Here is a 19622-nt window from a genome sequence, read left to right as displayed (position 1 = left end):
TATATGAGGAACTAAAATTAACGTCACTTGCACTACCAAAGTTCTCGTTTGTATTTAAGCCAGTACTTTAATTATGAAGATCTCCAAGAACGACCTGAACTTGCTACGTCTTTTTGACTACGTAATAGTAATTCAAAATATCCCCATCTATTTGTTTGATGTCAATTGCCTCTGAAAACCCAGCTTCTCTTAACTTTTGTTTAGCCAATTCTCGTCCCCAAACCGTACCCAAACCTTCCCCACCCTGAGCCAATGAAACAGTCAAGCAGTGCATTGTTGAAAATGTATAAAGGGTAGGGGCCAAAGGATTTTGGATGTTTTCCTCAGTGTTACTAGAAGCAGCTATGTCTTGCATTAGAAAAGTTCCATTAGTTTTTAAGGCAGAATAGATTTTTGACAACACTGTGGTGGGGTGTGCCTGATCATGGATAGTGTCAAATGCCATGACAAGATCATATTTATTGGTATCAGTTATAGTATTGACATCTTTTACTTCAAATTCAACATTTGTGAGATTCATTTCTTTAGACTCTTTTTTCCCAGCTTCCACTCCCTCGTCGGAAAAGTCATACCCCATAAACTTGCTATTTTGAAATGCTTTTGCCATAAGATTCAATGCGTGGCCGCGCCCACAACCTATTTCTAGGACAGACGCACCGTTTTGAAGTTTGCTGATCGTATCTTGACCAGTGAGGGGTACTATTTGGTCAATTAGTCTCGAATTGAATACCCTAGAAGTTTCTTCGGCTTGAAGAGTTTGAAAGGCGGGATACTCAGAATAGGGTACCCCTCCACCATATCTAAAGCAATCCACAATCCTGTCTTCCACCAGACCCATCAAAGAAATATATTGTGAAAAGAGAGCCAAGTTATCAATACCCGCGGCTCTTGTGGTGAAAGCTGAATGTTCTGTGGGTAGTAGATATTTTTTTCCATCTGGATCGTATTCAACAATTCCACCTACTACCATACCACCAAGCCATTCTCGAACATATCTTTCATTAAGATTAGCTTCCTTTGCTATTTCTTCTGATGTAGATGGTTTCTCTAATCTAGACATTACATCAAATAGCCCCGTTTTATGACCTACACTTATCATGAGAGAAAGACATCCACCATTTATAATCTCTAAAAGTTTTCCAGCAAAGGCTTCAGCCTTTGCACCATCAAATCCAGATTTTTCTAACATGAGAAATCAATTTTGAATGAATTATTAAAGATTTGTCATTGGTATAACCAGATTGCATGACAATGTGTTTGTAACTATCAAAAATAGATTAGGAAATTTAAAAAACTACCCCCCATATCAGGTATAACGGTCCTGAAAATAATGTCAATAGCATCACGCTGTCGACATAAATCATTTAACAAACCCAGCATAAAGTTTATCTACCTATTCTCCTATCAACTGAACCCTGATGAACCTGATGTATGCTAGAGTCATACATAAGCGGATGTTGATATTCGTCCCTCAAATTAATCAATTATATACTGTATTACACCTTCATTACTTAGAAAAGTAGCGAATATTTGGCAAAATATCAAGTTGCTCATCTTTAGATTTTTTTCTTCCTAAGGCAATCTGTTCGAACTATAAGATTGGGATTCTGAGATCTCCATGATTCCATGTATCTTTTCAAATAAGATAGAAAAGTAGGTAATTTTTTAATCTTCCCATCGAGCTTTCCGGAAATCCATAATGTTCCAAAATCCTCATCTATTGATATGCATTCATCCTTACTTACTTTAAGTAACCAAATACTCACAGGCTTTAGCGGGTCCCAATCATGATAGAGTATATTCTATCAGGACCGAAGAATATTTTTTCACATCTTTTACAAACATTATTTAGTTGTATTATCATCTGCGCGTTATCATTATTTCCTCAGATATTGTGAAAGCCTAAGCCTTTTGAAGATACCAGGCTCCCATTTCCATTAGCTGGCCATTGCAATTGATTTGTCTCAACTGTTTTTTCCATCTACCGTATCCTTCCAGAAACTTTAAAGGCGTGAATAGTGACTTTAAAAATGTGCATCTTCTTATCATCGGACAAGATGATCTTGCTCGGAGTATCACTATTCAAATATGATTTGTAATTTTTTTAGAGTATCTTAGTTGTGCACTGACAATATGTTTGCTATGATTTTTTCCAGCATTTTGTATATAATACATCCAATCAATCGACTCATAACAAGAATCTCACCGAATTTGGTTTGTTGATTTTATTAATAATATATTCACATATGGAGTCAGATTAGCTTTCATTTAGGCTAAAAAGAAAGCCTTGGGCGGGAATTGAACCCGCGACCTTTGCCTTACCAAGGCAACGCTCTGGCCAGGCTGAGCTACCAAGGCATTTTATTATAAAAAATTGCACACATAATTTAACCATTTCCATTGGAATTTGATTTGTTATTGTCTCTGGATAGATCTCATTACAGCATTCCATTTGATTGATATTCTATGACCAAAAAAAAAATTTTTTGTGGACCACAATTTTGTCCATATAGAATTATTGAATTCCGATTTAAAGAGATGATGATCTCATTGCATAACCATCTATGTATAATCATGGACAGGTGATATAGTTATTTATTATGTTACTAAACCCTTCATTTTATGTCAGTCTAGAGATAGGATGGAAAGATTGTACACAAAAAATTCCGGGCTCGAGTTCAATAGCTAGTAAAAATGACAATTTTAACCATTTGGTACAACAGATATTAATTTGCAATATCATCTATGTCTATGATTTTCTTCAGAGATCTGTATCTGTTATAATCGTCGAATAATATTTTTGCAAGGTTCCTAGCAATATCTGTCACGCTTATAATGCCAATAATCCTATTATCAGCCTCCACAACCGGTAACCGTTTAATTTTGTTTGTAATCATGATCCGTGATGCAGTATCAACAGAGTCATATGCCATTATCGTTATTAGGGGTGATGACATAATATCTTCGACTAATACTTTACTTGCATTTAGACTTTCAAGACAGATACGCTTCACTAGGTCTCTTTCAGTAATAATTCCGATGGGAGTCATATCTTTGTCGATAACGAGAACCGACCCAATACGATTTTTACTTAAGATAGTAGCAACATCGTGAGCGGTATTATTGGAATAGGCTTTTATTGTCCATGGTTCACGAGATGACATTATTTCGCTTACTGTGCTCATACTCTACATTAGCGTGATTAAAATAAGTATAAAAACCATAGACATGATTAACAATACATCCGGTTTTTTAGTTTAGGAAAGATGACTGACTGCTTTAAACGAAAGTAATCTTCAAATCTAATTATTGGACCTTAAGAAATGATAATGATGCTATTCCTAGAACTTGCTCAAACGTTTAAGGAAATGGAGACGACAAGCAGTAGAATCGCTCTAACACAGTTTTTAGTGGAACTTTTAAAAAAAACCCCTGTTGATATAATTGACAAGATTATCTATTTAATTCAAGGAAAACTCGGGCCCGATCATAGTTCAAAAGAATTGGGAATAGCTGAAAAAATGGTTATTAGGTCATTATCTATTGTTACTGGTAATTCTTCAAACGAAATTCAGTTACTATATAATAGGATCGGTGACTTAGGAGATGTCGCATATCGTTTAAGATATAATAGAGTACAAAGTACGCTATTTCAAGAACACCTTACTGTCGAGAAAGTGTTCGATACCATGGTAAAGATAGCGAACACATCTGGAACAGGCTCTTTGGATCTAAAAAGAAGATATATCACAAGTATGTTGAATAATTCATCTAATTTAGAGGCGAAATACTTATTGAAACTGGTTCTAGGAACTTTAAGGCTAGGTATAGCAAATTATACACTGATTGACGCACTTGCTCTTAGCTTTACTGGCGATAAGAAAAATAAGAGCATATTAGAAAATGCCTTCAACCTTTCCAGTGATCTGGGAAATATTGCGCGAATTTTGGCTAAAGGATCTATTAAAGATGTCCAATTAATTGCGGTTTCTTTATTTGTGCCAGTTCGACCTATGTTAGCAGAAAGGGCAAGAGATTCAAGAGAAGCTCTAAATAAAATGAAAGGAGAATGTTTTGCTGAATTTAAGATCGATGGTGAAAGAGTACAGATTCATAAAAAAGGAAACCAAATTGAACTCTTTACCAGAAGCTTAGAAAACATAACACCACATTTTCCAGAAATTGTAAAGATGTTTGCCGATGAAAACACGGATAATTTTATTGTAGAAGGTGAAGTAGTCGCTATTAACTCTACTAATCTAAAATATCTTCCCTTTCAAAGTCTAATGAAAAGAAAGAGAAAGCATGAAATTCAAGATGTAATGGAGAAGTATCCAGTATTATTGAATTTATTTGATTTATTGTATTATAATGGTCAAGATACCATGGAATTATCTTTTTTTGAAAGAAGGAGATTGCTAGAAGATGCTTTTGGAAATATCAAGAATGATCGGCTTAAACTAGTAGACCAAACTAAAGTATCAACCATAGACGAAATTGAAAAATTCATGACAAAGGCTTTGGAGAATGGATGCGAGGGTTTAATGTTAAAAGATCCGAGTAGTCGATATCGAGCAGGAGCGCGAGAATGGGCATGGATAAAATTGAAGAGAGAATATTCGGGAACAATAACCGATTCACTAGACCTAGTAATCCTAGGGGCCTTGTATGGAAAAGGGAGACGGGTTGGAAAATATGGTGCTTTGTTATTGGGTTCATATAGCAAGACAGAGGATACTTTTTATACGATATGTAAAGTAGGCACGGGTTTTAAAGATGACGTTCTTACTGCGTTGTCTAACAGACTGAATAAACTTGTTATTCACAAAAAACACCCACGAGTAGAGGCAGGAGCTTTATCTATGGACGTTTGGTTTGAGCCTAATATAATTCTAGAAATTGTTACATCTGAAATTACTTTAAGTCCGGTATATACAACCGGAAGAAACTTGATCAAACCAGGATACGGTTTCGCACTGAGATTTCCAAAGTTTACCGGTAACGTGAGGGATGATAAAGCTCCTGAAGATACCACAACTGTTGATGAAGTATTAAATATTTATAGCAATCAGCTAAAACAATGACCTTACATTTTATGGAAACTCTTTTTGAATCTGCGGGGTATTCCTGAATTAGGTTAATGCAGATGCGAAACAGCGGCCGACCCAAATTCATACTATACAAGATCATATTTCTGAAATTAGTGCTGGAATAGAACAAACATCGGGATAAAAGATAATAAAATTATAAATCCATCTGCTGACAATAGGACCTGTGATTTCTCGTAACCAGATTTATTGTCAAGATTGTATCAAATTCATGGATAGAATTAAAATGAATAATGAATTCAAGATTGATGTAATTGTCACATCTCCTCCATACAATATAGGGAAAAAATACAACGAATATTATGATAGGATGAAAGAGGATGGCTATTTAAAATGGCTTTACGAAATAGCACAAAAGAGTTACTCGGTATTGAAGTTTAATGGATCTTTTTTCTTAAACATTGGAGAGACTTCATCAAATCCGCTAGTACCCTTTAACGCTGTAAATAAATTCCTGAATGCAGGTTATAAACTGCAAAATACCATCCATTGGATAAAGTCAATTTCAATAGAAAAAGAAGATATAGGAAATTCAAATCCGTTATGCGCTGAGGGTTTCTCAATTGGTCATTATAAACCAATAAGAAGTAACAGGTTTTTGACCAATATTCATGAATACGTTTTCCACTTTACTAAAACAGGAAATTTGCCTATTGACAAATTATCAATAGGAGTTCCTTATCAAGACAAGACAAATATTAAAAGATGGAAATCTGTAAGCCAGGACAGAAAAGACAGAGGAAATGTGTGGTTCATTTCGTATCCTACCATCCAGAGGGAAAGATCTCATCCTGCTATATTCCCAGAGAAGTTAGCTAAACTTTGCATCAAGTTACATGGTAATAATACCAAAGATTTCATAGTTTATGATCCTTTCATGGGTATAGGCAGCACCGCATTAGCATGTATAGAACTAGGTATAGACTTTATTGGTACAGAAATTGATCTAAACTACATAGAATATGCAAACGAGAGTATAGCAAAGAAAAGAATTCTTGCCAGCAAGTAAATAGACTTTGTTTATGTGAATTAAAGTCCATTTCCTAAAATAAATAGAAAAAAAATTTGAATAAAAAGTTTTAGAAATAAATCCGAAAGTTCTATTTTCTCCTTATGATTCTCAATATTCCCATTCCCATTATTACGTATCCGATAATTATTATTCCAATAAACTGTGGTGCGAATATCGGTATTTGTTTTGAGTCTGCAGGCGACATCTGGACATTGTCCTCTGAAGGCAAAAACAATGATGATAATAGAACAGTAGTTCCCATGATAGCCCCACCTAGTACTAACAGAATAGTTAATATTTTTGATGGTATGTTTATGCCGATCCCGAATGAAATAACAAATAGAATAATCGAACCTCCACCAAATATCATTCCCCTATCTTTTTCAGATAAAGGCAGAAAACCGTCTGATTGATTTATCATTGCAACTCCTACGTCTAGAATATACACCACCAACAAGATAAATGCTATAGACACAAGAATTTCTGATATTATTTTTCTTATTCTTTGCATAATCTATGTTCAAACTCTGGTTATTTAATTTATTCAAGACTTTTGCATAAACTCTAGGTTTCACACATTATAAGAATACTAAATCATGATATCATAAATGGAAGAAATATACCTATTCTATATACTGGATGATAATCTGAATTCAAATAATATAACAAGCCATTAGCTAACGGCTAGGTATAGTAGATTTACGTTTAACCGAAAAAAAGGTAAAGTTATCCGCTATACTTACGATCATAAAAGTAAGATGATTGGAAAAATAATGGATTAGACCAAAAATTATAACCTAAAGACACCCATTCATAATGGGATTAAATTGAAAATTTTCCTTGTTCGTGGTCCGGTAATAATGATTGTATACGGGGAATGTTATATATTAGGTGTAAAAATCAAGAATCAAAAAATTATTTGGAATAACTTTAAGACACTACCCGTAGAAAAGAGAGATAGTACAAGGATTCATTTAATCGGAAATAAATATCAATTAAAAGGACCTTTTGGTAAAAATGAAAGCTCAAATTTAGGTATGTCTATCTGGAAAGAAATATCCGATGATATTTTGAATCGAAGACATAAAACCATTGTGGTTGTAGGGCCTACAGATTCTGGGAAATCTACCTTTTCATTGTATCTTGCAAATAAATTCATCGATAGTGGTCAAAGGCCGTTATTATTAGATGCTGACGTTGGTCAAGGAGATTTAGCGCCTCCAACTTGCATAGGTTCGGCAGTCTTGAAGAATCAATGCATAGACTCATCAAAGATAAAAGCCGATCATATAAGCTTTATTGGTAGTCTCCAACCATCTAACAGCGAGAATAGAATAATCCAAAGTGTTAGTAAATTAATTAATAAAACGCGCTCCTACGATAGATGTATCGTAAATACCGATGGATATGTGAACGGTAAAGGCCTAATTTATAAACTAAAGTTATTACATAAGGTTCAACCGGACTGCATTGTGAGCTTGGGAAAACCAAATATTCATGCAAACTTGAGTCGATATAAAAGGGCACCTGATGGATGGAAATTTGAAATCAGGTATGGAGGCACTCCAAATTCTGTTATCAGGCGATCCTGGTTAGACCGATATCAAAAAAGAATGAACACCTTGGCAAGATTCCTTAACCAAAATAATACACAACTTGTCAAGATGCATCTTAAGGATGTAAGGTCGATTTATTATCAGGGCCGATTTCATAGAATAAACTATTCATCAAACTACTATCGGGATATTAGTAGAATAAGTTTAATTTCTTTAAAATTATTAGCAAATAACAAGATGCAAAATGTTTTTGCGGGTCTTGGATCAGTTAGGGAAAGGGATATCGTCAAAGGTTTTGGTATAGTAAAGAATTTTGAAAACGATATATTGACTATTTTGACAACATGTAATAAATTTGACTCCATCTATTTAAGCGAATGGAAGATTAATTTTGCGATATAAGAGTGATTGATATTTATAAGCTTTGAAGATTTTCCAAGCATTAAGTTCAAAAAGGTCTTAGCTTAAGAATATCATCGAATGATACTCCCTGACGAAATACAGAATAAGTGTATTTTATGTAAGACCAAACTGAATAGTTTGAATACGAAGGTAGTTGAAAATCCAAAATACTTACGATTTAGAAATTTAGTATGTAATACATGCTTTGATGAATATTACCCCATAGACCCAAGCAGAATTAAAGATTGTTAACTTTTGAATAGTATAACTAGGGGGATGAAATGAATCAATTGAAATGTAGCCTACATCATAATTGAATATATTCAGTATACTTTTCCTTGCAGAATTAATAGGAAAAGTGTTAAATTATTAAGTTTGAAACAATCCATTTAAATCGATATTAATTAAAAGATGACATTAAATTAATATGATAAAGACGGTAATCGTTTACCTATTTGACGAATTAAATACGATCGGTAAAGAAGTTACTAAATATACATATGCAAATCCCCTATTGGTTTGAATCACGGAGGTGGCGAATGTACGAACCTTGTTCATGAGTTAGATTCCATTACTGCTTTATCAGAATCATTGAGTAATTTGACAATAATTGATCCTGAAATTCTAAAAGACTATAGCCGTCTTGAAGGATACCTTAAAGATATTTATGGCTCCACCCACAAAAAAGAGATTTTTCTTATTGTTACTGGTGCAAAGTCAGGTGTTATTGAACTCTTGAACAATAAATCAGGAGAACAGACTTCTCAAAATGCAATATTTGAAATAACAACAAAGCTTGTTTCTACTAATGTTTTGGACGAGGAATCAGCTGTTTGGACGACTATGGTATGGGCGTTGAGCCTCAAAAAGTTGACAGACGATGAATGTCAACAAATTATCACTACCTTTGAGGTTCCTCTTTATGAAAAGAAAGAAGTTCAATCAAATGTTCCGATCGTTCATGATCCAGTTTCGAATTTAATGTTCATCGATTCCTGTGCAATTAAGTATATACACGATCAGGGGAAAAGACTTCATAACGAAGGAAATTATTCAGAGGCGATAAAATGTTATGACAGAGCCTTATCAATAAATTGCCGAGACTATACCATTTTGTCTGACAAGGGATTATCTCTGCATAACGAAGGAAATTATTCAGAGGCGATAAAATGTTATGACAGAGCCTTATCAATAAATTGCCAAGATGAGTTCATCAAAAGAAGGAGAAATAATACGATGACACTCCTTCAAAAACAGATTAATAATATCTACTCCCCGCAAGATAAATCCAAAAGATATAATTCTTTAAATTCCAAATCCAAGTTATCTAACACACATCTCATCTGTATAATGGTAGTTGTTTCTGCCCTTAGTTTGGGGATTATTTTTTATTCAATGAGTTGGGCAGATAATAACGAGAACTCAAATTCATTAATTGCTGACCAAAATCTTGATAGTGATGGTTCGGTTCTCAAGACGAATACAGATAGTACATGGATTACAACGAAAAACAAACTCGACCAAGGGTTAATAGGTGAATTTACGGAAAGTGTTGAGAATCAAATAACAATTACGGCACCAAGCGACAAAAGATTTTCCGGTAATAATTCAATCAACAAAGGGCTAGATATTCAGCATTCTAATGATATCAGGCCTAGCGAATTAGGCACTGACAAGGTTGGCGAAATTACTCAGAGAGTCGACAACTTCAAGCTGGAGTTAGAAAAAGCTATGGAGAGTGATTTTAATTAAAAAAAATCAATAATCAACTCAAAAGAAGAATTAGAATACAAAATTACCTGTCTTTCTCAAACAAGTAACCTAGAGTAATATCATCACCGCTGCCCTTTGATGAGGTCGCTTTCAGCATTAATTTCAAATTGTTCTGCATGTGATCGAGTCCATAATTATTAAGAATGTCAAGATAATCTGCTCCTATTTTATAGAAACCTGATTCATTTTCAAAAGAATTATAATAACCATCAGTAGTAAGAAGGATTAATTTAGGTTTTAGATCAGATATCGGATATATTCTCACTTTGAAATCCAACCAACTAGAGTTCATGCACAATGAGCTGGTATAGTTTAATGGTATTACAATTTGATTCCCATCTCCAGTTTCATCTAGTTTATCGAATGGCGATGCTGTGTTCCTAAAATTATCAACAATTAGAATATTACCATCTCCAATTTGAAAGAACAGAACGTAATTTTCGGTCAAGACAGCGGTTACCAATGTCGATCCATATGCAATTTGTGGATTAGAAATAATATTGCTCAAAACGGAAGTATTTTTTTTATCAGATACTTTTGATAGTTCGATACTTGTAAATGGATATCTGCGGAAATGTTCAGAGACTTCATCATTCCAATTTTTTACCAAAAGTCTAGGAATTGAATATCTAATAATATCTCGGATTCCCGGGAAAGTAGTAGTATTTAATGGATATTCAGTGAAAAATTTATGCAGTGTTCTTGTCGCAATCTTGGTAGCAATTTTCGATCCTATTTTGCTTCGAAAGTGAGTCTCGCTGCCATGTCCATCTGCTACGGATAAAATTCCAAGATTTTGATCATCAGAACGTATCCAATAAATAGAATCTTGATTCAAGTTATGTTCGCGAGCGTGACTAATGCCTCTTACGCTGGCGCCATTAACTATCCACTTACGGCTGTTAAATGAATGAGAATCATGGAATGAAACAGGTTGGGTTATGATCATAGGCAATCATATATAATTAATAGTATATAATACCTTTAGTTTTTCCGAAGTTGATTGTTGTATTGGGAGTTAGAAGCAGACTTTGATTTGGTAACACTTCAATTGGACTAGAATTCCCTGTTTCTACCTTCCACGTAGTATCTGACAAGTTTTTCAATCCCCATAAGTTATCATTGTGTGGATGCTTAGTAATTTGTGCTACAATTCGTGTGAAATCATATCCAAGTGAAAAATCCACATGGTGTAAAAATAAACGGGTATCGTGATTTAATACAATCATTTTACGTTCATCAATTAGAATATACATGATCTTGTGGTTTATGTTTTTGCAAGTTGGATTCCAACATGTAGTAACATCATCATTATTTTTGAAACAATTTAAATTCTGCAGAATAGTGGACGACAGATTATCTTGGTTGACAAGATTGGTGCTTGATTTACTTAAGCCCAAGGTTTCACGAAAACTAGGATCGAGAAAATTTTCTGAACCACATTTTCTACAATAGTACATCGAATCTCTTAACTCAAGCAGTGCAATTTGCCATTCTGTTTCTCTAACCCTTCCATATTGCGGATCCTTTATTCCTTTGGTAAAGGACTTTGTGAATAGTTTTTTAAAGAATTCTGGATAAATATTCCAATAAATCAAAGCGTTTTTATGATAAATAGGATCTGGAAAATTGGAGGAATCATCTGGATCAAAAATGAAAACAGGATTAGTGCCATAAAGTTTTGTCATTGATGGAATATCAAGACTCTTGATAGAGCTTTCAGCTTTGCCTTCTAAGGGATGGTTCAAGAATAAAATATAGAATAATAACACAGCAAGCGAGTACAGATCAGTTTGTGTGTTTGGTAACTGATTTCCGGTAATTATTTCTGGAGCCATGAATTTTGGAGTCCCGATGACATTTCCTTTTTCAGATCCATTTATGATAATATTATCGGTGTCTCCAATCCTTATGTCTCCGCTATGCGGATCAAAGTATAGATTATTTATTGAAAGATCTTGATAACAAAATCCCTTCGAATGCAAAAGGTGAAAACTCTGCGAGATTTCAAAACAGGCAGTTAAAAGGACTTTGAACGAAGGGTCTATTTTTCTAGAGAGCCATAAACTGAAACTTTTAAATCTCTTGTCCTTAAGAGGCATTATATATCCGAATCCATCTTTTTCGGAATTTTCAACTAAAGCCAGAGGCCAAAGAAATTTTTCGCTGGGTGATTTGATGTCAATCAACGACTTTAAAATACCATATTGTTCTTTCGTTGCCATGGAAGGAAAATACCACTTTAAAGCAAGAGAAGAATTATTTGGTGTTATGAGAGAATAGACCTTGCCTTGAGTACCGGATCCTAACTCTGCTTCGATATTGCAAATCAAGTTTAATTCTTTTATATGCACAGATTCACCAACACTATACTCATACTGATAACTTTTATCAGTATTTTTTCTAGTCATCATCAAAGCTACCAAACATCCGTTGCGGTAGATATCATTTCAGGGGGTTTTGGAATTTCTACATTAGAATCATGAAGTTCATCATTTTTTTGCTGACTCCGAGGTCGCGCCGATGCAGACTGAACTACGGTTGATACCCATCTTATATAATTTGAAAGGACCTCTGGATTCCTAGCGAGTAACGGACTTCTCTCGTCGCTTCCAATGAATTGTTCAAGTACTTTCATATTTGCATCTTCTCCAATTGCAATGGAGATCCGTATGGCTTTTTTACCCCATGGCTCTTGTAGTAACTTATTTAGTCCGTCTTCAAAGTTATCTGTAGGTTGTCCATCGGATAAAAGCACCAGGACTGGTGGTAATCCTCTATTAGTCATTGGGGGAATATGCAATATTTCAGATAGTAACACTAAAGCTTGTCCAAGGTCTGTGTGGCCTTTTGCTTCTACATCTATCCACTTAAAGCTGTTTACGTCGGTGGGTGGGATAATCCAATGCGCACCGGTTGAAAATTTTAAGGCACTAACCAAAAGATTCGCTTGAAAATTACTCTCGGCCTCCCTTTGCATATGAGGAATAGCCTCTCTAATAGCATAGTTTAGAGATTGTATTTTTCCATCATCCCTCATGGAACCTGAACAATCTACGATCCAGATAAAATGAAGTTCCCTCTTTGAAATTTCGCCGCCTGGAAGTGTCATGAAATCAAGAAAAATAATCTAGATATTCTTTATAACAATTTCACAAGATACTTGTACATATTTTTTATAATGAAATGTATTTGATCTACAGTGAACGGTTACTTACAATATCTAAAAATGGTACAATCCATGAATTTTCGTAAGAATAAAATCTATTAAACCGACCATGATTTACGCGGCGCCATTTAGGCTAGATGCTTTTTCTAAAGATATTTCTAAATTTAGAGAAAGACCACGGACTTTGATTACCCATCAGAATTTAGATTACTTTGTGACTGCCGATGGACTAATCAGAGAATCATGTAATGCATTAATTTATTCATAAAAAACAAAGATACTGTCAAGTTTGTTATTTTGGCAGTGTCAAAACTTGTATCCTGTCAATTATTATAGTTGCATACGACAGTTCCTCTGTGGCTTTATCGAAATGTAATACAGTCTCATTCTATATAGATTATTTTTAGAATACAAACACAGTTTTGTATTCATAAAATATGAACGTCAAACTTGATTCCTTCCGATGATATCCATTTCATAAGAAGATTACTAGGCATATAAGTATTCAAAGGACCTATTAACACAATTATTTTGCATGAAATTATTTTTCCTAAATGTCTAAAAAGCATTCATGATCCATGAAAAAATTCAAAACATAGGAAAAGGATAGAGCTTTAACATTCCTTGTATGTAGCTATTCTTGCCTATTTACGGAAAAATTATTTCTGACCTGGTTAATTGTATTAAGACTATCTTTTCCTACAGAAACTATTTTATTTGCGATCTGAACTGTCCTTGATGCCACCTCTGGCATATCGTTAATTATATTTGACGTGGCCACAGCAAGTTGTCTGATTGTAGTTTTGAAAGAGATGTTATTATTTATGGTTTGATTTGATCTAGCTATAGAATCCTTGATGAGTCTTGTAACTTCACTATCTGATCTTGATTGTTCACTAGTATACGAAAAGCCAGCTCCCGTGCTACTATTATTAAAGGCATCTTGATCACTACCGGCGAAATCTCTTTCCTTGATACCATTGGCTTTATGCTGATCCATGTATTTAGGATAAGATCAATGGATTTAACTCGTTTTCATAATAGTTAATTAATAATGAAATATAACAAAAACCTAACTTAAAGTAGGGTAGCCTACTAGTACCAACGTAAACAAAAGGCCCCATCTCGAATCCTTCCAAATCCACCACGTAGACGTAACAGCACGGCTGCGATGCCTTAGGGTTGCTCCCTCCCGGACCTCACCCATTTCAACAATTCACAGTCAATATTACACCTTCATGTAATTTGCTGTTCATAGCCATCCGATACGGCATGATTTCATACTGGCCGGATAAGCAGGTATCCTCCCATTCACGAATTTACCTAATAGTTACTGATCCCGACATAAAGCCGATTTCCGGTATGGGGTACGGCTAGCACCCCGATCCTACCTACCCTATTGCTAATACTTCAAAATCAAATATAATGTTATTGGAACCGTAAATTTTATGAATTCAAAATTGGAATAATAAATAAAAAAATTGAAATAGGTAACTCCTACATCATTCCGTCCATTCCACCTGGAGGCATACCACCCATTCCACCTGGAGGCATACCACCCGGGCCACCTGATTTCGATGAAGCTATAACATCGTCAATCCTTAACAACATCGATGCTACTTCAGTTGCAGATTTTATTATTTGTTCCTTTACAGATAATGGTTCAAAAATTTCTAATTTCGACATGTCGGCAATTCTGGAATTTCTTGCATCAATACCTGCCCATTTTGAACCCTTGTTCTGCTTAGAACGTAGTTCGGCTAAGGTATCAATTTGATTCATACCGGCATTTTCTGCCAATGTTAAAGGAATGATTTCCAAAGCGTCAGCGAATTTCTCAGCTGCTAATTGTTCCCTACCTGTCAATGTATTGGTCCATTCCCTTAATTTTCCCGATACATATGCTTCAGGCGATCCTCCCCCTGCAACTATAAAGGGCTTTTCCAAAACATCTTTAGTCACCATCAAAGCGTCGTGAACTGATCGCTCTGCTTCATCCACGACTCTTTGAGATCCACCTCGTATCAAGATTGTTACTGATTTAGGATTCTTACAACCTTCTACAAAAACCCACTTATCCGTCTCAACTTTCCTTTCCTCTACTAGGTCTGCGGACCCCAGGTCCTTGGATGTCAAATCATCTAAATTGTTAATAATTCTCGCACCAGTTGCTCTAGACAGTTTTGTCATGTCACTTTCTTTCACACGCCTAACGGTCAATACATTTGCTTTGGCCAGGTAATGTTGAGCAATATCATCGAGTCCTTTTTGACAAATAACGACATTGGCTCCTGCGCCGGTTATCTTCTCAACCATCGATTTTAGCATCGTATTCTCTTCATCCAAGAATCTTTTCATTTGTTCTGGTGAGGTAATATTCAGTTTAGCATCAAACTCAGTCTTTTCAATTTCTAATGCAGAATTGATTAGAGCAATTTTAGCCTTTTCCACCCGTTTCGGCATTCCTCCATGCACAACCTCCTTGTCTAAAACTATACCCTTAATTAGTCTCGTATCTTTTATGGAACCCCCAGATTTTTTCTCTACTTTGATGTCATCAAGATCGACTCGAGTTGATCCGTTAGCTGTATCGGCCACTTGTTGAGAAGCTGTCACGACAATATTTGCAAGATCATTCGATTCCTTTGAGACTAGTTTGGTTTGCATAGATGTTTTTGCTATCTTGATCAATTGTTCCTTCTCGTTATTAGTCACTTTTATTGCAATATTATTCAAAAGTTCTATGGATTTAACGGCGCATTTCCTGTAACCATCAACGATTACCGTTGGATGAACATTCTTTGTAATTAGCTCCTCTGCCATTTCGATTAATGAACCGGCTAGAACTACAACTGATGTTGTCCCGTCGCCAACCTCATTATCAGTAGCTTTACTGATTTCTACCATCATCTTAGCGGCCGGATGCTGAACATCTATTTCTTTGAGGATGGTTGCACCATCATTGGTTATTGTTACATCCCCAAGCGAATCAACCAACATCTTATCCATTCCCCTTGGACCTAAACTAGTTCTTACTATTTGAGCGACCGTTTTTGCAGCATTAATGTTATTCCTTTGTGCTTCTTTTCCCTTTGTTTCACTAGCTCCTTCCTTTAATATTAATACGGGCATTCCGCCAGCTGAACCTGTTTGAATTGACATACTTCCATCATTCACCTAAAATTATAATTTAATCTGCTGTGATTGGGATATTTTAAACTTACTTAAATAAAACCAAAAAAGGAATGAATCCCAAGTTTAGATGAATTGGGAGTCGTATTTTCCAGAATTGACATCATCATAAATCTCATTAGCTACCTTATCTTCAACCTTGACTCCCAAACTAAGACATGTTCCAATGATTTCTTTGGCAGAAGATTTCGTTGATTGGGCGTATGATACGTCTAACTTCATTTTGGATATCTTAACAACACTTTCCATGGAAATATTTCCCACAAAATTTGTACCCGCAGTCCCCGACCCCTTATTTATACCCGCTTCCTTAAATATTAAGGCGGCAGTGGGAGGTACTCCTACTTCAACGGTGAATTGCTTGGTATCGGAATCGACTTCAACTTTTACGGGAACTTTCATTCCAGGAAATTCTTTTGTTTTTTCGTTAATAGTATTAACAACCTGAAGGATATTAATTCCCAAAGGTCCAAGAGCTGGTCCAAGTGGAGGTCCTGCACTTGCTTCTCCTCCACTAACTAATGCATTTACGACTTTTTTTTCGCCCATATCTTATTACATCATTCCTACCAAAAGATCCATTTATAATTCTATAATGATTTTTTCAGATAATTCGCATCTACTGTTACAGGGATTTGATATGGTGAATCCAGTAATACGACTGTTGCTTCTTGTTTTTCATAATCAACCCTAGTTATCTTGGCTTTCATCGATTTAAAAGGACCAGCTATTATCTCAACAGTATCATCTATTGTTAATTCTGTTACAACTGGTTTCTTTATCAGATAGCCCTCCAAGTCTTTAAACGGTAGTTCACCTCTTATCTGTCCCCTAATGTGACGTATCCCATGCAAAGCTTCGTAGGCGATGTTAGAATCAATAGCCTCTACAATTACGTAGCCTTTGAAATTTTCAAGAAATAGGACCGAATATATTCCCTCTATCTTTTTAGAAATTAGTCGGGTCTGTAGCATAGACGCAATCATACTTTCTTGGCCCCCCGCTACCCTGACGACAAAAAATTTTGAATCATCATCTTCACTTATCACATCGGAAGAATCATTTTCTGATCCTTTGGCTGCCTGAAGACCCATTGCAGAGTCCTGTGGCTCATTTATGAAACTGGTTTTGTTTCGTTTGTTCACCTTCGTATTTCGTTTGTTACCACCATTTTCATCTCTTGCGGAGTTCTGTTCACTTTCAACTTTGAAATCTTCAAAGTTTTCTTGATTATCTTGAGTATCTTCAACAAATGAACCGTCGTCGTCATCGACACTTTCACTTTTCAGATCCGCCAGGTCCAAGTCATTATCGTCATATTGGAGGTCTTTAGGCATTAATAGCTTCAATGAATGTATCTGTTTTGGAATTTATAAGTTTATAACAATCATTATACACAAGGTAGGAGTCCTGTCTAAAAACAACAATTAAATCTTAATAATGCTGTGTTCCCATGTCAATGAAATATCTCTTAATATCATCTTCAAAAGATTTGGCTAGCAGTACAATGAGAGATTACTTGCTTGAATTTGAAGGGTATAGTCAAGCAGAATTATCCCAATTACCCGACTGTTGCAATAATAATGCGAAGAAATTAATGGATATGGATGATAACCCAAGAATAGAGTTTAAAATTTTTAAATCAAATAAATACAAGTCAATTGATCTGTTAGTCTTTGATTCTGAATTAATATATCTAACCAATTTTGACAATGTCGGCTGCGAAAATTGTTTTTTGATATTCTTATCTAAACACGCTTCTAATAGCAAAATACCGACTTTGACTTCACACTTTACTGGAAATTTTTCCAAGGACAATTCTCTTGGTGGTAATCCATTCGAGGTGGGCATATCTTATCCGACTTTTCAAAAAGAATATATGAAAAATCTTAGTGGCATGAGAAAGAATATTCAGCATTATGATCTGACGATTGAAGCAACCCATCATGGTCCTACATCATCAGTAAAACCGCTTATATTTATAGAAATCGGGTCTTCAGAGAAGGAATGGAAAAATAAAACAACTGCGTCTATTATTTGTAAATGCGTATTAAAGACTATTATTGAGAACAACTGTGATCATTCTAAGAAGCAATCAAAGATTGCTATTGGAATTGGAGGAAATCATTATCCTCAAAAGTTTAATGAATTAATCCTGTCTACTAATGTGGCTTTCGCTTCAATTGCAAGTAAGTATAATTTGAAGTTCCTTGATGAAGGAATGATACAACAAATGAAAACCCGTTCAATAGAACATGTAACCGATATTTACTTTGACAAGAAATCATTAGGATCAGAAAAGAAACGATTGATATCGATTGCAGAATCACAAGATTTGACTCCCAATTTTATATGAAACCTTTGAATGGATGATTTAAAGTCTGGTTTTGATGATTTTGTTATTGGCAGATCTGGAAGACTTCAAATACACATGATTATCCATATAAGATTACTTTTATACTTTGAAAGCAAATCTATTTTTTAAGCGTTCGGATTGAAAATCCAAAGTAAAAATAAATCCTCATTGATTGTAACCTCTGTATTAGGAAATGATAATAAAATTTTAATTTTGAACCGAAGTTTGTCGACTAAGACACTGCAGAACAAATGGGCTGGGATCAGTGGATATATGGAGCCTAGTGAAGATCTACTATCTCGCGCACTACTTGAGATTTACGAAGAGACAAAAATAGAAAAGCATCAATTGATATTGCACAAGATATTGGATCAAGTTTCGATATACTTTGAACCGGACACAATTTTCTTAATCCAACCATTTTATTTTTTATCGTCCACCCAAAAGGTGATACTAAATTGGGAGCATATAGAATATCGGTGGATTGGTTTACCTGATGTAGACAAGTACGAATTTGTACCAAGATTTAAAGAAATTTTGAAAATTTGCTTTGGTCGATTCTAGATGTTCCTATCCTATGCCACAAAATTGATAAAAGGATAAAATTAGTGCGTTTTTGCTATCTTCACTAATTCCCTTAAATGAGACAATGAACGAACTTGTGCACCGTTTACCTTTTTGTATAAAGCCCAAAATTGTTCGTTAGTAATATCTTTTCTCTCCTTTAATATTTTCAGATGTTTTCGCATAGAACGAACTTTGATGACATATACTTCTTTCTTTCCTACTCTTGCAGTTTTTTTTCCTTTTTTTGAACCGGGGCCTGTACCATGTTTCTTTTTAGTTTCAAGTTTTGACCTTGTTCTTCCTCTAGATGTTCCTCTAACCGTGGCCGTCCAAATTGATCCGCTATTTATCAAAGCACGTATATTGTCCCTGGTAATAGAATCGGCTACATCATCTAATTTGTCAGGTTCAAATCTAATCCTATTGACTCCCACTCCAAGAATTCGAGATGCTAGTTCCCTCTTTTTGTGTATATTTACGACCATTT

17 protein-coding genes, 1 tRNA gene and 1 other RNA gene are annotated in these 19622 nt (G+C 35.0%); 6 read left to right on the top strand and 13 right to left on the bottom strand.

Annotated features, from left to right (window positions below):
- Positions 1-103: 103 nt before the first annotated feature.
- The 3 genes from ACMT7R_RS03350 to ACMT7R_RS03340 form a co-directional block, all read right to left on the bottom strand.
- Complete coding sequence (locus tag ACMT7R_RS03350; protein WP_415310016.1) at positions 104-1189, bottom strand: class I SAM-dependent methyltransferase; 1086 nt, start codon at positions 1187-1189, stop codon at positions 104-106.
- Between the two features lie 1094 nt (positions 1190-2283).
- A tRNA-Thr gene (locus ACMT7R_RS03345) sits at positions 2284-2358 on the bottom strand.
- Between the two features lie 368 nt (positions 2359-2726).
- Positions 2727-3185 carry a cyclic nucleotide-binding/CBS domain-containing protein gene (locus ACMT7R_RS03340; RefSeq protein WP_415310015.1) on the bottom strand — a complete coding sequence of 153 codons (459 nt, stop codon included), beginning with the start codon at positions 3183-3185 and terminating at the stop codon, positions 2727-2729.
- Between the two features lie 144 nt (positions 3186-3329).
- Here ACMT7R_RS03340 and ACMT7R_RS03335 point away from each other — a divergent pair, with 144 nt between their 5' ends.
- Together ACMT7R_RS03335 and ACMT7R_RS03330 are read left to right on the top strand one after the other, a co-directional pair.
- The gene (locus ACMT7R_RS03335) at positions 3330-5084 is read left to right on the top strand and encodes an ATP-dependent DNA ligase (RefSeq protein WP_415310014.1); all 1755 of its coding nucleotides are present in this window, start codon (positions 3330-3332) and stop codon (positions 5082-5084) included.
- Positions 5085-5334: 250 nt separating this feature from the next.
- Complete coding sequence (locus ACMT7R_RS03330; RefSeq protein WP_415310013.1) at positions 5335-6117, top strand: DNA-methyltransferase; 783 nt, start codon at positions 5335-5337, stop codon at positions 6115-6117.
- Positions 6118-6208: 91 nt separating this feature from the next.
- Here ACMT7R_RS03330 and ACMT7R_RS03325 read toward each other — a convergent pair whose 3' ends face one another.
- The gene (locus tag ACMT7R_RS03325) at positions 6209-6631 is read right to left on the bottom strand and encodes a hypothetical protein (protein ID WP_415310012.1); all 423 of its coding nucleotides are present in this window, start codon (positions 6629-6631) and stop codon (positions 6209-6211) included.
- Positions 6632-6947: 316 nt separating this feature from the next.
- Between ACMT7R_RS03325 and ACMT7R_RS03320 the strand changes: the two genes are divergently transcribed.
- Both ACMT7R_RS03320 and ACMT7R_RS03315 read left to right on the top strand, forming a co-directional pair.
- Complete coding sequence (locus tag ACMT7R_RS03320) at positions 6948-8078, top strand: Clp1/GlmU family protein (protein WP_415310011.1); 1131 nt, start codon at positions 6948-6950, stop codon at positions 8076-8078.
- 519 nt (positions 8079-8597) lie between these two features.
- Entirely contained in the window at positions 8598-9830 is a 1233-nt protein-coding gene (locus tag ACMT7R_RS03315; RefSeq protein WP_415310010.1) for a tetratricopeptide repeat protein, read from the top strand.
- Between the two features lie 43 nt (positions 9831-9873).
- Here ACMT7R_RS03315 and ACMT7R_RS03310 read toward each other — a convergent pair whose 3' ends face one another.
- The 8 genes from ACMT7R_RS03310 to ACMT7R_RS03275 all read right to left on the bottom strand — a co-directional run bounded on the left by ACMT7R_RS03310 (position 9874) and on the right by ACMT7R_RS03275 (position 17549).
- Positions 9874-10800: a PP2C family serine/threonine-protein phosphatase gene (locus ACMT7R_RS03310; protein ID WP_415310009.1), complete on the bottom strand. Its 927-nt coding sequence runs from the start codon at positions 10798-10800 to the stop codon at positions 9874-9876.
- A gap of 16 nt (positions 10801-10816) precedes the next feature.
- On the bottom strand, positions 10817-12265 hold the full coding sequence (locus ACMT7R_RS03305) for a protein kinase domain-containing protein (RefSeq protein WP_415310008.1): 1449 nt from the start codon (positions 12263-12265) through the stop codon (positions 10817-10819).
- Between the two features lie 5 nt (positions 12266-12270).
- Complete coding sequence (locus tag ACMT7R_RS03300; protein WP_415310007.1) at positions 12271-12963, bottom strand: vWA domain-containing protein; 693 nt, start codon at positions 12961-12963, stop codon at positions 12271-12273.
- A gap of 691 nt (positions 12964-13654) precedes the next feature.
- Complete coding sequence (locus ACMT7R_RS03295) at positions 13655-14020, bottom strand: hypothetical protein (RefSeq protein WP_415310006.1); 366 nt, start codon at positions 14018-14020, stop codon at positions 13655-13657.
- Between the two features lie 84 nt (positions 14021-14104).
- Positions 14105-14418: signal recognition particle sRNA (gene ffs, locus ACMT7R_RS03290), an RNA gene on the bottom strand.
- A 99-nt stretch (positions 14419-14517) separates the two neighbouring features.
- Positions 14518-16182 carry a thermosome subunit beta gene (gene thsB, locus ACMT7R_RS03285; protein ID WP_415310005.1) on the bottom strand — a complete coding sequence of 555 codons (1665 nt, stop codon included), beginning with the start codon at positions 16180-16182 and terminating at the stop codon, positions 14518-14520.
- A gap of 96 nt (positions 16183-16278) precedes the next feature.
- Complete coding sequence (locus ACMT7R_RS03280) at positions 16279-16761, bottom strand: 50S ribosomal protein L11 (protein WP_415310004.1); 483 nt, start codon at positions 16759-16761, stop codon at positions 16279-16281.
- A gap of 41 nt (positions 16762-16802) precedes the next feature.
- Complete coding sequence (locus ACMT7R_RS03275) at positions 16803-17549, bottom strand: transcription elongation factor Spt5 (RefSeq protein WP_415310003.1); 747 nt, start codon at positions 17547-17549, stop codon at positions 16803-16805.
- A gap of 116 nt (positions 17550-17665) precedes the next feature.
- On the opposite strand from ACMT7R_RS03275, the gene ACMT7R_RS03270 reads away from it, so the two are divergent.
- Both ACMT7R_RS03270 and ACMT7R_RS03265 read left to right on the top strand, forming a co-directional pair.
- The gene (locus ACMT7R_RS03270) at positions 17666-18568 is read left to right on the top strand and encodes a D-aminoacyl-tRNA deacylase (RefSeq protein ID WP_415310002.1); all 903 of its coding nucleotides are present in this window, start codon (positions 17666-17668) and stop codon (positions 18566-18568) included.
- A 138-nt stretch (positions 18569-18706) separates the two neighbouring features.
- Positions 18707-19132, top strand: a complete 426-nt coding sequence (locus ACMT7R_RS03265) for an NUDIX domain-containing protein (RefSeq protein WP_415310001.1) — start codon at positions 18707-18709, stop codon at positions 19130-19132.
- Positions 19133-19173: 41 nt separating this feature from the next.
- Here ACMT7R_RS03265 and ACMT7R_RS03260 read toward each other — a convergent pair whose 3' ends face one another.
- Positions 19174-19620, bottom strand: coding sequence for a 50S ribosomal protein L19e (locus ACMT7R_RS03260; protein ID WP_415310000.1), 447 nt, complete (start codon positions 19618-19620; stop codon positions 19174-19176).
- Positions 19621-19622 lie beyond the last annotated feature (2 nt).

It is taken from the genome of Candidatus Nitrosocosmicus sp. FF01, assembly GCF_047711275.1.
In the GTDB taxonomy this organism is placed as follows: Archaea; Thermoproteota; Nitrososphaeria; order Nitrososphaerales; family Nitrososphaeraceae; genus Nitrosocosmicus.
This window is presented reverse-complemented; position numbering and strand designations above follow the sequence as displayed.

What these genes read in the sequence shown, in the direction of transcription:
- ACMT7R_RS03270 (WP_415310002.1), top strand. Translation starts at nt 17,666, where the DNA reads ATGTCAATGAAATATCTCTTAATATCATCTTCAAAAGATTTGGCTAGC.
- thsB (WP_415310005.1), bottom strand. Translation starts at nt 16,182, where the DNA reads ATGTCAATTCAAACAGGTTCAGCTGGCGGAATGCCCGTATTAATATTA.
- ACMT7R_RS03275 (WP_415310003.1), bottom strand. Translation starts at nt 17,549, where the DNA reads ATGCCTAAAGACCTCCAATATGACGATAATGACTTGGACCTGGCGGAT.
- ACMT7R_RS03335 (WP_415310014.1), top strand. Translation starts at nt 3,330, where the DNA reads ATGATGCTATTCCTAGAACTTGCTCAAACGTTTAAGGAAATGGAGACG.
- ACMT7R_RS03280 (WP_415310004.1), bottom strand. Translation starts at nt 16,761, where the DNA reads ATGGGCGAAAAAAAAGTCGTAAATGCATTAGTTAGTGGAGGAGAAGCA.
- ACMT7R_RS03350 (WP_415310016.1), bottom strand. Translation starts at nt 1,189, where the DNA reads ATGTTAGAAAAATCTGGATTTGATGGTGCAAAGGCTGAAGCCTTTGCT.
- ACMT7R_RS03340 (WP_415310015.1), bottom strand. Translation starts at nt 3,185, where the DNA reads ATGAGCACAGTAAGCGAAATAATGTCATCTCGTGAACCATGGACAATA.
- ACMT7R_RS03330 (WP_415310013.1), top strand. Translation starts at nt 5,335, where the DNA reads ATGAATAATGAATTCAAGATTGATGTAATTGTCACATCTCCTCCATAC.
- ACMT7R_RS03295 (WP_415310006.1), bottom strand. Translation starts at nt 14,020, where the DNA reads ATGGATCAGCATAAAGCCAATGGTATCAAGGAAAGAGATTTCGCCGGT.
- ACMT7R_RS03310 (WP_415310009.1), bottom strand. Translation starts at nt 10,800, where the DNA reads ATGATCATAACCCAACCTGTTTCATTCCATGATTCTCATTCATTTAAC.
- ACMT7R_RS03260 (WP_415310000.1), bottom strand. Translation starts at nt 19,620, where the DNA reads ATGGTCGTAAATATACACAAAAAGAGGGAACTAGCATCTCGAATTCTT.
- ACMT7R_RS03325 (WP_415310012.1), bottom strand. Translation starts at nt 6,631, where the DNA reads ATGCAAAGAATAAGAAAAATAATATCAGAAATTCTTGTGTCTATAGCA.
- ACMT7R_RS03300 (WP_415310007.1), bottom strand. Translation starts at nt 12,963, where the DNA reads ATGACACTTCCAGGCGGCGAAATTTCAAAGAGGGAACTTCATTTTATC.
- ACMT7R_RS03305 (WP_415310008.1), bottom strand. Translation starts at nt 12,265, where the DNA reads ATGATGACTAGAAAAAATACTGATAAAAGTTATCAGTATGAGTATAGT.